Origin of the sequence: Gilliamella sp. B2772 (assembly GCF_026536985.1) — a bacterium.
GTDB classification, from domain to species: Bacteria; Pseudomonadota; Gammaproteobacteria; order Enterobacterales; family Orbaceae; genus Gilliamella; species Gilliamella apicola_E.
In genome coordinates this window covers 53,588-68,567 of the sequence record NZ_JAFNNB010000002.1, presented here as the reverse complement: position 1 = coordinate 68,567, position 14,980 = coordinate 53,588, and the positions used below count along the sequence as shown (strand labels likewise).

Here is a 14,980-nt window from a genome sequence, read left to right as displayed (position 1 = left end):
TGATGGCGATATTAAAAGACTATTTTCGTAGCCCAATTGCTAGAATTGGTACAATTTTACTGTTATTAATTATCATAATTGCATTAAGCGCAGATTGGTTTTTTCCTGGCAATCCGCTTCGCTTAGCGGGTCGCCCATTACAATGGCCTTTTACAAATCCTAAATTTATCCTGGGAACAGATCAGGCAGGAAGAAATATCGCTGCCCAGCTTTTTCATGGTGCAAAAGTATCACTGATTATCGGACTTATCTCAACATTCATAGCAATTATTATTGGTGTGGTTATTGGTGCCATCTCAGGATTCTACGGAAGATGGGTTGACGACATACTGATGCGCCTTACAGAAGCATTCCAAATTTTACCTAACTTTTTACTATTACTCGTTGCTGTTGCGGTATTTGGTTCAACAATCAATATTGTGGTGATTGCAATTGGTGTTGTTTCTTGGCCGCCCGTTGCAAGGTTAACTCGAGCAGAATTTTTATCATTACGCAATCGTGAATTTGTTCAGGCGGGAAAAACCATAGGCATGAGCTCAACTAGACTCATGTTTAAAGAGATTTTACCAAACGCATTACCGCCAGTAATTATGTATGCCAGTGTTATTTTATCAACCGCGATATTAATGGAAAGTGCGCTAGCTTTTTTGAGCCTTTCCGATCCCAATATTTCATCATGGGGGAATCTGGTCGGTAATGGACGACTAGTATTACGTCAACAATGGTATGTTTCAGCTATTCCTGGCATTGCAATATTGCTAACCGTTTTATCTGCATCATTAGTTGGACAAGGAATAAATGATGCACTCAATCCAAGGTTAAAAAAACGATGAATCAAAAAAGACTAACTATTAAAAATTTAACCCTAGATTTGCCTCATGGTTCGGATCGAAAATATGCGGTTAATGATGTGTCACTCGATCTTTATGCTAACGAAATCCTATGTATTGTTGGTGAAAGTGGTTCGGGTAAATCTTTATTATCCAATGCAATCATGGGATTATTACCTGACGGTATTATTGCTTCTCAAGGTGAGATTGATTTCGACGGAAACAACTTACTCACTTACCATGATGAACAAATGCGTAAAATTCGTGGTGCGCATATTGGTATGGTTTTCCAAGACCCGATGACTGCGCTAAATCCATTAAAAACCATCGCTAATCAAATTAGTGAAATGTTCACTATCCACACTAAGTTAACTAAACAAGAGATAAACCAAAAAGTTATCCAATTATTAACGGATGTGCAAATGCCCAATCCACAGTCTGTTGCTAAAGCTTATCCACATCAACTTTCTGGTGGCCAGCGTCAACGTGCCATGATTGCTATGGCATTAGCATTAGAACCCGCTATTTTGATTGCTGATGAACCAACAACAGCTTTAGATGTCACAACTCAAGCATGCATATTAGAATTGATTCGCGAACTACAATCACGCAAAGGTACCGCAGTATTATTCATTACTCATGATTTTGGTGTAGTTGCTGATATTGCAACTCGTATTGCGGTTATGCAGAAAGGACAACTCGTTGAGCAAGGCTTAGCGAGTGACGTATTAAATTCACCAACACATCCTTATACACAAGCGTTAATAGCCGCTGTCCCTCCCCTTACTCCTGGGGATGTTCGACGTATTAATAAAGAGATTATTCTTGAAGTGAACAACCTATCAAAAACGTATCACAATCATAGCTTTTTTAAGCAAAACCGACGTACAACCTATGCGGTTAATAATGTTAGCTTTAAGTTACATAAAGGTAGTACTTTAGGCGTTGTGGGAGAAAGCGGCTCAGGTAAATCAACGTTAGCCAGATGCATTATTAAATTATTAGAAATAGACAGCGGTCAAATCAACTTTGAAGATGTAGATATTGCCAATTTAAAAGGGAAAAAACTTAAACAATATTCACGCCATATTCAGATGGTCTTTCAAGATCCCTATGCGTCATTAAATCCACGTCGAAAAGTCGGCGATCAAGTTACGATTGGACCAATACTTCACGGAACAAACAAACACGAAGCCATCAAAAGAGCAAAAGCGTTATTCAACATGGTGGGATTGGAAAGCGAGGCATTAAACCGTTATCCTCATGAATTTTCAGGAGGACAAAGGCAACGAATAGGCCTTGCTCGAGCATTAGCATTAGAGCCGAAAATATTGATTGCTGATGAACCGGTATCGGCGCTTGATGTTTCAGTTCAGGCACAAGTTCTTGAACTATTAACGCAATTACAAAAAAAGCTGGATTTAACGGTTCTATTTATCACCCATGACCTGCGAGTTGCTGCACAAATTTGTGATCATATTATTGTAATGAAATCAGGAAACATCATCGAGCAAGGTATCGCATCACAAGTCTTTCTAAATCCGACAGTATCTTATACCAAAGATCTACTTGATGCGGTTCCTGGTAAAGGATGGAATCCACATCGATTAATTGATATGTCTCCCGCTATTCATATTTAAGGAGTGAATATAATGACAATACTTAGTCCACAAATTGATCATGTTGTAATCACCGTATCAGATCAGCTCGATCAAGCAAATTCTCAATATCAAAAACTGGGATTCACAACAACCCCAAGGGGCCACCATTCACTAGGAACAAGTAACAATTTAGCGATATTTACGACCACATATCTTGAGCTTTTAGGTTTTGAACCTCAAAATGCGGGTAAAGTAGATAAAAGTTGGTGTTTTGCTGACGGGCTAACTGGATTAGTTTTCAAAACCAAAGATGCCAACAAACTTTATCAACAACTTGTTAGCCAAAGTATAAAAGTTGAGGGTGACGGCCCTAAATCCTTTTTTAGACCTGTCGAATTAAATGATGGCACTAAACCTGAAGCGCGTTTTAAAACCGTCAGATTAGACCCTTCCTATACTCCAAATGGACAGATCTTTTTTTGCGACCAACTGACCCCGGAACTCGTTTGGCGTAAAGAGTGGCAAACGCACCCAAATGGTGTAATAAATATTAATCAAGTCATTATTGAAGCTCAAAAACCCCGCTCCTCAATTAAATTGCTTGAAAAAACTTTCCCTTCAGCAAAAATTATCGAAATTGACGGAGGCGTACGTCTAAAAGCTGAAGATAAATTTATTGATTACCTTACACCAAGTGCAATACAGCATCTTTTTGGCTCGTCAGTAAGTAAAGCGAATAACGACCAAGATCGTAAAGTTGCTTTAGGCTTCACAACAAAATCATTAGCGCAAACCCAACAAGCACTAGAAAAAGGAAAAATTAAATACAATTTACAAAATGATACGATTATCGTACCTGCCAGTGAAACATATGGTGTAGTTATGATTTTTAGCCAATTATAAATAGGAACTATGAGTATGAGTAAAATTTTATTTATAGGTAGTGGCCATATGTCTGAAGCGATTATTAGCGCTTTGATAAAAAATAAAACATATGAACCCCAAAATATATTAGTGAACGATATTGTTAAATCTCGCTTAGACTATTTACATTCAACTTATGGCGTTACCCCAACTGACAAAATCGTCAATGCAGATATTATTGTATTGGGTGTTAGACCTCAAGATGCATGGAGTAAGATAGTTCAACAATTGGATGTTAAAGAGACTGTTATCATTTCAATCATTGCTGGAGTAACAATTGCCCAAATAAAACAATCCTTAAAAGTTGATCTTCCTGTTATTAGAACGATTCCAAATACACTTACCGATACAGGTTTTGGTTATTCAGGTATTGCTACCGACGAGAATGATCAGGCTGTTGCAAAACAAAAGTCCGTCACCCAATTCTTCAAAAGTTTTGGTAAACTTGAATATATTGACGAATCACTGCTTGATATTTTTACTGGCTATGCTGTTGCAGGACCGAATTATATTTATTATTTTTATGAATCGTTAGTTGATGCTGGAGTTTTAGTTGGATTGCCCCGAGATATGGCCAAACGTATTGCGATCGAAAATTTACACGGCGCAGCCTCAATGCTTCAATTAAGTCAAAAACATCCAAGACAATTGCTTGATATTAATAACTCGCCAGCTGGAGTTGGAATACATAGTTTGTATGAACTAAATAATAGTGATTTTGCAGCAGGGTTACAACGAAGCGTGAAAGCTGGAGTCATTCGAACTATTGAGCTGGGAAAAAGCAGTAAAATAAGCTAAATATAACTGTTGAGGAACTTAAAAACCCCGCTCCTCAACTTTTTTTTATTATCTATTAAATGTTAAGAGATATCTTTTGCTATATATTTTTGGCTATTATTATTGATTAATAAAAATAGCCCAATCAATGCACCTAACACAAATAATCCAACAACATAAATAGCGGGCGCCATTTTACTCACAAAATCACTAAAAAATGAGATTAGTAATGGCGTTAAGCCACCAGCTATGGCATAAGCCATATTAAATGAGAACGACACACCGCTATAACGCACCTGAGTTGGAAACACTTTAACCATAAAATAAGCAAAAGAACCGACAATTCCAACACTAAAACCTGCTAATGAATAAGTGATAAATAGAAGATTCGGATTATCTAGTGATAGATAAAATATAGCAATCATGATAGCAGCCACGATACAACCAACAACAAGTACTTTGCCCATCGAAAACTTATCCATCATCATACCGTAAAACGTACAACTGATAATCAGTCCGATGATAGCCAATATATTCCCTTGCAAAGCTTCAATTGCTGAATAACCAAATTGCTTTTGTAACAAAATTGGCGTCATTAACATTATCACCATAATACCCGCTGACAACACCCAAGTAAGTAGCATCGATAAAATTGTTTGGGGTAAATATTGGGTAATCACAGTAATTACTGGCAACTTTCTTGATAATTCTTGATTTTTACGCTTTTGAATTTCAAGAAAAATCGGCGTTTCTTTTAGCCAACGACGTAGATACATAGCGATTAAACCGAAAATACCGCCGATAATAAATGGAATTCGCCATCCCCACTCATTCATTTGTTCTACCGAGATACTTTTACTCATTATTGTCGATACCAGTGAACCAAGCAGGATACCTAAACTTAATCCACTAGTTAAAATACCACACGCTAGACCTATTTTATTTTTAGGAACATGTTCGGCAACAAATGTCCATGCTCCAGGAACTTCACCACCAACGGCAAGTCCTTGGCATAATCGCATCATTAACAGTAATAATGGCGCAAAAATACCGATATTGGCATAAGTTGGTAGACAGCCAATAAATAATGTTGGTAAAGCCATTAATAGGATGCTAAGTGTAAACATTCTTTTGCGGCCAAATATATCACCAAAATGAGCCATCACAATACCACCAAAAGGGCGAATCAAATACCCGGCAGCAAAAATGCCAAAAGTCTGAACTTGACTTAACCATGTAGGCATATTAGTCGGAAAAAATAAATGGCTAATCGTTATTGAAAAAAAGACAAAAATAATAAAATCATAAAACTCTAATGCGCCACCTAACGCGGAAAGCGCTAAGGTTTTATAATCCTGATTATTTAATGTTCTCACATTTTTGGAAATTGCAGAATTTGGCATAATCATCCTTGTAAATAATTGTTTACAATAAGTCTATTAAATTGTACTACTATACAAGAACTAACTGTTATTTAAAAGAAAATATCTAAAAGCAAACAAAAATCAAAACTAGCACTAAATGATTAATAGTTAGCCATACAAATACCTACAATAACAAAATCTTAACAAATGGAGAGTTCTAAAATGGCAACAAAACGCATTTCTCGTGGAAAATTCAACCGTATGCAACAATTATCTAACCAAGATGGCGTAATTGCAGCATTAGCAATCGATCAGCGTGGTTCAATGGTAAAAATGATGCAAAATGCCGTTGGTCAAGAGCGTTATCACATTGACATGGTTTATGAATTTAAAGAGCTTGTTTCTCAGGAATTAACCAAATATGTTAGTGCCATTTTGCTTGATGAAGAACTTGGTTTCAAAGGTATGGCGGCAAAAAATAAAAATGCTGGCTTAATCATGTCTTATGAAAAAACTGGTTATGATGCCAATACTCCTGGTCGTTTACCCGATATTTTGCCTGAAGATTCACTGCAACGTTTATTGAAAAAAGGTGCTGATGCAGCAAAAGTCCTTGTTTATTATAATCCGGATGATCCTCAAGATATCTTAGATAAAAAACATGCCTTTTTAGAACGTTTAGGCAATGAAGCGAGAGCCGCTGATATTCCGGTATTTGTCGAACCAATTGTCTATGATAATGTGGTGACTGATGATAAAAGCCCTGAATTTGCAAAAATCAAACCTCAAAAAGTGATCAAAACTATTGAGGAGTTTACTAAAGATCACTATTACATCGATATCTTAAAAGTAGAAGTGCCAGTTCTATTTAAAAATGTTGAAGGATTTAACGACAATAATCCTGTGGTATATACCCAAAAACAAGCGGCTGAATATTTTAAACAAGCAAGTGACGCTGCTACACGCCCATTTATCTACTTAAGTGCTGGTGTACCAACCAAAACTTTCCATGAAGAGCTTATTTTTGCTGGCGAACATGGCGCTAAATACAGTGGTATTTTAGGCGGTCGTGCAACTTGGTTTGAAGGCGTAGCAGCATATGCTAACGGCGGTAAAGATGGCTTAAAACGTTGGCTAGATACAACTGGTCGTGAAAATGTTGAGCACCTTAACAAAATCTTAAAACAATACGCAACACCTTGGTATGATGTTTATGGTGGTAAAGACAAGATTGAAATTATTGATCCTGTATTAAGCAATTAATTGATTATTTTTTAAAATTTATAACGAAGATTTAATACAAAAAAGAGTACAAGTTTTCTTCCTACTTGTACTCTTATAATTAGCAATTAATTAGCTGATTACTTTTTGATACTCCTGCAAATATCTCCAATTAGATAGCTTTATCAAAAAATAAATTTACTTTACTTTTTTTAGACATAGATTCTAAATATTCTCTGATTTTAGTCGGAAATTTAAGTCCTTTAACACATGTCAAATTGCGTAATATTGGGAACAAACAAATATCATCCCAAGATAACGAGCCATTACATGCATTAGGCGATGCGATTAAGGATTCAAGTTGAGTGAATAAATCAGCAACCTTAGCGATTAACGAATCAGTTTGAGCAAGGCATTCATCAAACGATCCCATCTTTTTACTCTTATTTGTGACAAAATTATCAATAGCATCTTGAGTAGCAAATTCAGCTAAACCAAGTTTGATATAACGCGGACACTCTAACTTATAGTCATATTGTTGAAGTTGTTTTATCAATGCTTCAATTTTTGGATTTTTAGGTCCTGTTAAAATAGGGCTACCGCCATAATTGCTATCGATATAAGCAACAATATCCAAACTTTCTGGCATATAGCTACCATCTTCTTTTTGTAAGATGGGTACCATTTTTTCGCCAATCATGCTTTCTGGTGATTTAGCATCATTACTTAGAAAAACATGCTGCTCAACCGGAATATTTTTCAAGCCAAAAATCATTCTTGCACGTACACAAAAAGGACAGTGTTCATAAATAAATAATTTCATATTCGTCTCCTAAAACAATCAATGCCCCATAATAAAAAAGCCAAGACTAAAAACAGCACAAAAACCAATCCAGAGGAATAAAGCGCTTTAGCGTAACCAACCTTCACTACATTAATAAAAGGATAGGGATATTGATTAGTAAAATAACCTCTTGTGAAGATATAAATACCATAAATTAGCATTGACAAAAACGAGCCAACGATAACCTTGAAATGAATGCGTCGAAATGGCCCCCATATTAACCAACTTAATACGCCAGCAATAGGTAAAACGGCATGTAAACTCTCATTAGTAAATTGTAATAATGTACTCGGTGGTTTATGAATACTTCTTAATATTAGATTATAGACAACAGCCGTTATAATTACGCCAATTAAACCATTTAATCGAATCACTTTAAATAAATATCGATTACAGTTTGGATTAAAGGCTAACCACAAACAGCTAAATGCCAACATGAGATTAGACAACACGGTAAAAAAACTGTAATAAAAAACCATTCTCCCGATAGGTGTTCCTGGTTGCCAAGGCCGAAGTCGTGTATGCCAATAAATATAAGTTTCAAGACCTATTACCAAAAAAGCATATAGCACAATAAAAAGATTAATATTTCGTTTCAGCATAACTTATTATAAAAAATAACCGATAGTGCAGTATATCGTAGGCTAAAGAAAAGATACAAAAGATTCTTCCAACATAAACTAAAGTGAATAGTTATTAGCAGTTAGTATATAATAGGAAAAATCGTCGAAAAAAGAGTTGGCTTTTAATGTCTGATAAAGAAATATCATCACAAAATAAAATATTAATTGAACAATTTTTAGACTCAATTTGGTTGGAACGAAATCTTTCTGAAAATACTATCGAATCTTATAAACTCGACCTGTTTGCTTTAAGCCAATCACTGCAATCACAGCAAGTTAATTTCATCACTGCGCAATCAATTAATTTGCAGGAATTTTTATTGCAACGCGTTAAAGATGGTTATAAAGCAAGTAGTTCAGCTCGTTTACTTAGTGCGACTAAACGTTTTTTTCAATATTTATATCAAGAAAATTATCGTACGGATGATCCATCAGCTATATTATCATCACCCAAATTACCCAAAAAGTTACCCAAAGATCTAACTGAATTACAGGTTGATGCTCTTCTTGAATCACCAAGTATTGATGATCCAATAGAATTGCGAGATAAAGCGATGTTAGAAGTGCTTTATGCAACAGGGCTACGCGTTTCGGAGTTAGTCAATCTGGAGATTAGCGATGTAAGCCTTAGACAAGGAGTAGTTAGAGTCGTTGGTAAAGGAAATAAAGAGCGTTTAGTTCCTTTGGGAGAAGAGGCTATTTATTGGCTTGAATACTATTTCAAATATGCGCGCAACGATCTTTTAAAAAATGGTCCTGTTGATGTTCTTTTTCCAAGTCGATTGGGTAAAAAAATGACACGACAGACTTTCTGGCATAGGATAAAATATTATGCCATACTAACGGGCATTAATATAGAAGCCCTTTCGCCTCATGTACTTAGACACGCTTTTGCAACGCATTTACTTAATCATGGTGCCGATTTGCGTGTTGTACAAATGTTACTTGGGCATAGTAGTTTATCAACTACACAGATTTATACACATGTTGCAACAGAAAGATTAAAACAGTTGCACAGCAAACATCATCCTCGCGCATAGCGGTTCAATAAACTAAGGATAATTGAATGAAAAAATTAGTAATCAGTTTAGGTTTAGCATTGATCTCAACTTCAGTATTAGCCTCTAACGCCGATATTACAAAAACAATGGAAAAGTTAGGTTTTTCTAGCAAAGAAATTACAATCGAAAATAATCCAATACAAGGGCTAAAAAGTGTTACCACACCAGATGGTATCTTTTATGTCACTGATGATGGTAAATTCTTAACTCAAGGGCCAATCTATAATCTTGAAGGCAGTGAACCAGTAAATATTGCCAACAGCAATAACTTAAAATTAATGAAATCAATTGAAAAAGATGCCATTGTTTATCAAGCTCCAAATGAACAATATATTATCTCAGTTTTTACCGATTACACATGCCACTACTGTAAATTATTACACGAAAATATTGAGCAATATTTAAATGCAGGCATCTCAGTTCACTATTTTGCTTTTCCACGAGCAGGAGCAGATAGTGAAGTAGGTAAAAATATGCAATCCATTTGGAGTGTAGTTGATCGCAAAGCCGCTTTTGAAAATGCATATAAAGGTAATAAAATTTCACCTGCTAATAGCATGATCCCTTATGTAACACAACAATTTAACGTTGGTAAAAAACTCGGTATTAGTGGAACACCAGCAATAGTATTACCTGATGGACAACTTGTCTCTGGTTACGTTCCGGCTGATAAATTAATCGAAATTTTAAAAAAGAAATCTAAAAACTAGTACTGTATAATTTATAATCTTTAAATTATAGAATACAAAAAATTGTTAGCGCATACGCGCTAACATTCATCATATGAAAGCAGATAAATTAATACATCGTAAGTTACCCGAAACGCTACCAGAATTATCAAATGACATTCCGTTATTGTTGCAGCGAGTATATGCATTGCGCGGAATAACGTCTATGCAAGAACTAGACTATACCACTCGTAATCTATGTAACTACGACAATCTAGATGGGACCAATAAAGCTGTTGACATTCTTTATTCTGCAATGAAGAACAATGAGCGAATAATGATTGTTGGAGACTTTGATACCGATGGCGCAACCAGTACCGCATTAACGGTAAAAGCGTTAAAAAAAATGGGGTGTCAATTTGTCGATTATATTATTCCAAATCGTTTTGATGATGGATATGGCTTAAGTATTAACGTCGTAAAGAAAGCAATTTTACAAAAAGCGGATCTTATTATTACTGTTGATAACGGTGTTTCTGCTGTTGAGGCGGTCGAATTTGCAAAACAGTCGAATTTAACCGTCATTATTACCGATCACCACTTATGTCCAGAAAAACTACCTCCTGCGGATGCAATTATCAATCCTAATTTACCAAATTGCACTTTTCCTTCAAAACATTTAGCAGGTGTTGGTGTAGCTTTTTATTTTATGCTGGCATTACGGTCAAAATTACGCAAGGAAAACTGGTTCACCACACATAATTTAGAAGAATTTAATATTGCTAGCTTATTAGACTTAGTTGCCCTTGGCACTATTGCCGATGTGGTAAAACTCGACCTAAATAACCGAATACTAGTCCATCAAGGTGTTAGCCGTATCCGAGCAGGCTATTGTTGTGAAGGAATTAAAGCATTATTAAATATTTCCAGACGAGATCCCCTTACGTTCACCTCAACAGATCTTGCTTATTATATAGCCCCAAGACTAAATGCTGCTGGACGAATGGATAATATGTCTCTGAGCGTAGAATTATTGTTATGTGAAGACTATGATAGTGCAGTCAATCAAGCAGCCGACCTTGATACGCTTAATAGTGATCGAAAATTAATTGAGCAAACGATGTATCAAGAAGCTTTATCCCACGTTGAACAGATACATAGACCTTCTTTACCTAATTCAATAGTGGTACATCATCCTGAGTGGCATCAAGGTGTTATTGGTATAGTCTCAGCACGATTGAAAGACAAATATTATCGTCCTGTGATATGTTTCGCTTCGACAGAAGATGGATTATTGAAAGGTTCTGGAAGATCAATAGATGGTATTCACTTACAAAATGTACTCTATGAGTTAAATCAAAGATATCCAGATATTTTGGTTAGCTTTGGTGGTCATGCCATGGCTGCTGGATTAAGTATTCAAGAAAAAGATTTAGATAAATTTAGGGATCTTTTAGAAACAGTGATAACTGAGCAACTTGATTTGAAGGTACTTGAACAAACGATTGAAACCGATGGCGAGATAAATAACGAAGATTTTAATTATTCAATTGCAAAACTACTAAAAGACTCTGGTCCATGGGGTGAAGGATTTATCGAACCTACATTTGATGGCGAATTTATTATTCATCAGCAACGCATATTTGCTGAAAAACACCTTAAATTAGTATTAGAACCCAAAAATGGGGGACCAATAATTGAAGGGATCTGTTTTAATGTTAATTTAACAAAGTGGCCAGACCAAACGATAAAAGAAGCAAAAATTGTTTATCACTTAGATGTAAATGAGTTTCGAGGAAATCAAACCCTAAAATTAATGATAAGACATATTTGGCCTATCGCATAAGCGATTAAGATCGACTATAATTACTAGATTCTGTAAAATCAGATCAGTTAATCATAAAAGTAAGATTGGCAATACAATAGTTTTATCATTAGTACATTTTATACAACATTAAGGACAAAAAATGCATATTCATATTCTTGGGATTTGTGGCACATTTATGGGCGGTATTGCATTAATAGCTCGTTCATTAGGTCACAAAGTAACAGGATCAGATAAAAATGTTTACCCACCAATGAGTACGCTGTTACAAAAAGAGCATATTGATATTATTGAAGGAGACGATCCTTCACAATTAACGCCAACTCCTGATCTGGTCATCATTGGTAATGCTCTATCAAGAGGAAATCCTTGTGTTGAATACATTTTGGACAATAACATTCCTTACGTCTCTGCACCACAATGGTTACATGATAATGTACTAAAAGACCGTTGGGTTATTGCTGTGGCAGGTACACACGGCAAAACAACAACGGCTGGAATGGTTAACTGGATTTTAGAAAAACAAGGCTATAAACAGGGTTTTGTTATTGGTGGTGTTCCGGGTAATTTTGAAGTATCAGCAAGATTAGGTGAAGGTAACTTCTTTGTTATTGAAGCAGACGAGTATGACTGTTCATTCTTTGATAAGCGCTCTAAATTCATGCATTATTGTCCAAAAACACTGATTATGAATAATTTAGAGTTCGATCATGCAGATATTTTTGATGATCTTAGTTCTATCCAAAAACAGTTCCATCATCTAGTTCGTTTAGTACCAAGTAAAGGATTGATAATTTCTCCTCAAGAAGATGTCAATTTAAAACAAGTATTAGCAAAAGGTTGTTGGAGTAAACAATCTTTTACCGAATCTGAAGACGGTTGGTTAGCGAAAAAGATTGCTAATGATGCCAGCCAGTTTGATGTTTATTACAACAACAAAAAGATGGGTACAGTTAACTATTCTTTAGTTGGTGAACACAATATGCATAATGCCTTAATGGCAATTGCCGCTGCACACAATGTTGGTATAGATCCAGCAGATGCTTGTTTAGCGTTAGGATCATTTTTAAATGCTAAAAGACGCTTGGAGCTATATGGTGAGGTCAATAACATTGAAATTTATGATGATTTCGCTCATCATCCAACGGCAATTTTAGCAACATTAGAAGCATTACGCAGCAAAATTGGTGCAAATCGACGAATTTTAGCAGTATTAGAGCCTCGTTCTAACACAATGAAGTTAGGGATTTCAAAAGATGAACTTGCTCCATCATTAGGTCGCGCTGATGAAATATATATGTTCCAACCAGAACAACTACCTTGGTTAGTTGCTGATGTAGTCGATGCCTGTATCCAACCGGCTTATTGGACAGCTGATATTGACTTATTAGTTGAAATGATAACAAAATCAGCCAAACCAACCGATGCCATTTTGATTATGAGTAATGGTGGTTTTAGTGGAATTCATAACAAGATTTTAGAAAGCTTAAAAAAACAACAATTAAGAAAAGAATTAGATGCATAACGATTAATCGCACTAAATAATTAATTTTCCTAAATGCATCTGCATATTAAAAGATGCAAAAAAGATTGTTGTAATACTTAAATATGCCACTCTTATTTATAATCAGATAATAGTGGCATCGAGTAATAGTGGTAATGTTTTAACAGTGATTATGGTAAGACTTATAACTTAACATTTATCACTCACTAAAGTAACTTCGGTGAGTGATTACTTACATTGTACAGCAAAAAGCTCACATAATTAACTCTTCATTATTAACTACAGTGAACAGTAATTGCTAACCCACCACGTGAAGTCTCTCGGTATTTTGCATTCATATCCTTTCCGGTTTCGTACATAGTTTCAATCACCTTATCAAGCGAAACGATAGCTGCAGTAGTGCGCCTTAATGCCATGCGTGTCGCATTAATTGCTTTAACTGCAGCAATCGCATTACGTTCAATACAAGGAACTTGTACTTGACCATCAACAGGATCACAGGTTAAACCTAAATTATGTTCCATACCAATTTCGGCTGCCATACAAACTTGCTGAGGATTACCCCCCAACAATTCAGCCAGACCAGCAGCCGCCATTGAACAAGCAACACCGACCTCACCCTGACAACCAACTTCAGCACCTGAAATAGATGCATTTTTTTGATAAAGTAAACCAATGGCTCCACAAGTTAAAAAATAGCGAATAAAAATATCGGGCGAGACCGGATCGATAAACTTATCATAATAGGCAAGAACGGCTGGTATTATGCCGCAAGCGCCATTGGTAGGAGCCGTCACTACCCTTCCCCCTGCGGCATTTTCTTCACTGACTGCTAACGCAAACATATTTATCCAATCAATAATAATCATTGGATCATTATTATTTTTGCTAGTCAATAATTGGCGATAAAGTGCATTTGCTCGACGAGGAACCTTAAGCGCACCAGGTAATAATCCTTCAGTATTCATGCCGCGTTTAATACAATTAAGCATTGTTTGTCCAACTAAAGAAAAATAATTTACAACATCATCATAACTATGCAGTTGTAACTCATTTTTTAACACAATACTCGATACCGACAACGAATTATCATCACAATGCTTCAATAATTGCGCTGCTGTTGAAAAAGGATAAGGCACATCAACAGAATTCTGCTGTTGTTGTCCAAACTGCTCCTCTTCAACAATTTTTCCTCCACCCACTGAATAATAGGTTTTCTGGACGATGAGTTCATTATCATGATAAGCGCTTAACGTCATACCATTTTCATGTAATGGTAAAAAAGTTGAATGAAAAATAATGCTTTCGTTTGAAAAATCAATTTGGTATTTACCATTATATATCGGTAATTTACCACATTGGTTCATGGTTTGAATAAAATGGGGAATTTGGTCAATATTAACGGTATCAGGCTTTTCGCCAGATAATCCAAGAATAATTGCAACATCAGTATGATGCCCCTTGCCGGTCAGTGATAAAGAACCATAAACATCTGCCACAATTTTTGTCACTAATGGCATTTGCCCATTATCAATCAGTTGATCAATAAACGCCTTACCCGCTCGCATTGGACCAACTGTATGTGAACTAGAAGGACCTATACCAATTTTAAATATCTCAAAAACTGAACCCATTTTATCCCTTTTATAATCTTTGACATGCACGTAGTTATGAATAAAAAATGACTTATATAATGCTATATTATGGTGATAAGTATTAGCTAATCAAGCTAATAATT

Annotated in this window: 13 protein-coding genes; 9 read left to right on the top strand and 4 right to left on the bottom strand. The window is 35.7% G+C overall.

The annotated features are described in order from the left end of the window. Positions 1-2 precede the first annotated feature (2 nt). Genes J3T98_RS05530 through J3T98_RS05515 form a run of 4 tightly spaced genes read left to right on the top strand, consistent with a single transcriptional unit; the run spans position 3 to position 4,153 of the window. Positions 3-833, top strand: a complete 831-nt coding sequence (locus tag J3T98_RS05530; protein WP_220225593.1) for an ABC transporter permease — start codon at positions 3-5, stop codon at positions 831-833. Beyond that, the gene (locus J3T98_RS05525) at positions 830-2,470 is read left to right on the top strand and encodes an ABC transporter ATP-binding protein (RefSeq protein WP_267362341.1); all 1,641 of its coding nucleotides are present in this window, start codon (positions 830-832) and stop codon (positions 2,468-2,470) included. The genes J3T98_RS05530 and J3T98_RS05525 overlap by 4 nt, the downstream gene beginning before the upstream one ends. A gap of 12 nt (positions 2,471-2,482) precedes the next feature. Then, positions 2,483-3,334, top strand: a complete 852-nt coding sequence (locus J3T98_RS05520) for a VOC family protein (protein WP_267362340.1) — start codon at positions 2,483-2,485, stop codon at positions 3,332-3,334. Between the two features lie 15 nt (positions 3,335-3,349). After that, positions 3,350-4,153, top strand: a complete 804-nt coding sequence (locus J3T98_RS05515) for a pyrroline-5-carboxylate reductase family protein (RefSeq protein ID WP_065562032.1) — start codon at positions 3,350-3,352, stop codon at positions 4,151-4,153. 62 nt (positions 4,154-4,215) lie between these two features. Here the strand turns inward: J3T98_RS05515 and J3T98_RS05510 are convergent, their stop codons facing one another. Continuing rightward, positions 4,216-5,535: an MFS transporter gene (locus tag J3T98_RS05510; protein ID WP_267339209.1), complete on the bottom strand. Its 1,320-nt coding sequence runs from the start codon at positions 5,533-5,535 to the stop codon at positions 4,216-4,218. 183 nt (positions 5,536-5,718) lie between these two features. Here J3T98_RS05510 and J3T98_RS05505 point away from each other — a divergent pair, with 183 nt between their 5' ends. Continuing rightward, positions 5,719-6,759: a tagatose 1,6-diphosphate aldolase gene (locus J3T98_RS05505; protein WP_267358166.1), complete on the top strand. Its 1,041-nt coding sequence runs from the start codon at positions 5,719-5,721 to the stop codon at positions 6,757-6,759. Between the two features lie 130 nt (positions 6,760-6,889). On the opposite strand, the gene grxB is transcribed toward J3T98_RS05505, so the two are convergent. Both grxB and J3T98_RS05495 read right to left on the bottom strand, forming a co-directional pair. Continuing rightward, the gene (gene grxB, locus J3T98_RS05500) at positions 6,890-7,540 is read right to left on the bottom strand and encodes a glutaredoxin 2 (RefSeq protein ID WP_220225588.1); all 651 of its coding nucleotides are present in this window, start codon (positions 7,538-7,540) and stop codon (positions 6,890-6,892) included. Further along, complete coding sequence (locus J3T98_RS05495; RefSeq protein WP_267362337.1) at positions 7,537-8,163, bottom strand: Pr6Pr family membrane protein; 627 nt, start codon at positions 8,161-8,163, stop codon at positions 7,537-7,539. The genes grxB and J3T98_RS05495 overlap by 4 nt, the downstream gene beginning before the upstream one ends. A 146-nt stretch (positions 8,164-8,309) precedes the next feature. On the opposite strand from J3T98_RS05495, the gene xerD reads away from it, so the two are divergent. The 4 genes from xerD (at position 8,310) to mpl (ending at position 13,263) form a co-directional block, all read left to right on the top strand. Next, complete coding sequence (gene xerD / locus J3T98_RS05490) at positions 8,310-9,224, top strand: site-specific tyrosine recombinase XerD (RefSeq protein ID WP_065562027.1); 915 nt, start codon at positions 8,310-8,312, stop codon at positions 9,222-9,224. A 26-nt stretch (positions 9,225-9,250) separates the two neighbouring features. Next, positions 9,251-9,955: a bifunctional protein-disulfide isomerase/oxidoreductase DsbC gene (dsbC, locus tag J3T98_RS05485; protein WP_267358164.1), complete on the top strand. Its 705-nt coding sequence runs from the start codon at positions 9,251-9,253 to the stop codon at positions 9,953-9,955. Between the two features lie 73 nt (positions 9,956-10,028). Further along, complete coding sequence (gene recJ, locus J3T98_RS05480) at positions 10,029-11,759, top strand: single-stranded-DNA-specific exonuclease RecJ (RefSeq protein ID WP_267362335.1); 1,731 nt, start codon at positions 10,029-10,031, stop codon at positions 11,757-11,759. A gap of 121 nt (positions 11,760-11,880) precedes the next feature. Continuing rightward, positions 11,881-13,263: a UDP-N-acetylmuramate:L-alanyl-gamma-D-glutamyl-meso-diaminopimelate ligase gene (gene mpl, locus J3T98_RS05475; RefSeq protein WP_267342316.1), complete on the top strand. Its 1,383-nt coding sequence runs from the start codon at positions 11,881-11,883 to the stop codon at positions 13,261-13,263. Positions 13,264-13,517: 254 nt separating this feature from the next. Here mpl and J3T98_RS05470 read toward each other — a convergent pair whose 3' ends face one another. Continuing rightward, positions 13,518-14,876, bottom strand: coding sequence for an L-serine ammonia-lyase (locus J3T98_RS05470; RefSeq protein WP_220225584.1), 1,359 nt, complete (start codon positions 14,874-14,876; stop codon positions 13,518-13,520). Positions 14,877-14,980: the final 104 nt, after the last annotated feature.

Coding starts and splice junctions, on each gene's coding strand:
- J3T98_RS05470 (WP_220225584.1), bottom strand. CDS start 14,876: ATGGGTTCAGTTTTTGAGATATTTAAAATTGGTATAGGTCCTTCTAGT.
- mpl (WP_267342316.1), top strand. CDS start 11,881: ATGCATATTCATATTCTTGGGATTTGTGGCACATTTATGGGCGGTATT.
- J3T98_RS05505 (WP_267358166.1), top strand. CDS start 5,719: ATGGCAACAAAACGCATTTCTCGTGGAAAATTCAACCGTATGCAACAA.
- J3T98_RS05495 (WP_267362337.1), bottom strand. CDS start 8,163: ATGCTGAAACGAAATATTAATCTTTTTATTGTGCTATATGCTTTTTTG.
- J3T98_RS05515 (WP_065562032.1), top strand. CDS start 3,350: ATGAGTAAAATTTTATTTATAGGTAGTGGCCATATGTCTGAAGCGATT.
- recJ (WP_267362335.1), top strand. CDS start 10,029: ATGAAAGCAGATAAATTAATACATCGTAAGTTACCCGAAACGCTACCA.
- xerD (WP_065562027.1), top strand. CDS start 8,310: ATGTCTGATAAAGAAATATCATCACAAAATAAAATATTAATTGAACAA.
- J3T98_RS05525 (WP_267362341.1), top strand. CDS start 830: ATGAATCAAAAAAGACTAACTATTAAAAATTTAACCCTAGATTTGCCT.
- J3T98_RS05510 (WP_267339209.1), bottom strand. CDS start 5,535: ATGCCAAATTCTGCAATTTCCAAAAATGTGAGAACATTAAATAATCAG.
- dsbC (WP_267358164.1), top strand. CDS start 9,251: ATGAAAAAATTAGTAATCAGTTTAGGTTTAGCATTGATCTCAACTTCA.
- J3T98_RS05520 (WP_267362340.1), top strand. CDS start 2,483: ATGACAATACTTAGTCCACAAATTGATCATGTTGTAATCACCGTATCA.
- grxB (WP_220225588.1), bottom strand. CDS start 7,540: ATGAAATTATTTATTTATGAACACTGTCCTTTTTGTGTACGTGCAAGA.
- J3T98_RS05530 (WP_220225593.1), top strand. CDS start 3: ATGGCGATATTAAAAGACTATTTTCGTAGCCCAATTGCTAGAATTGGT.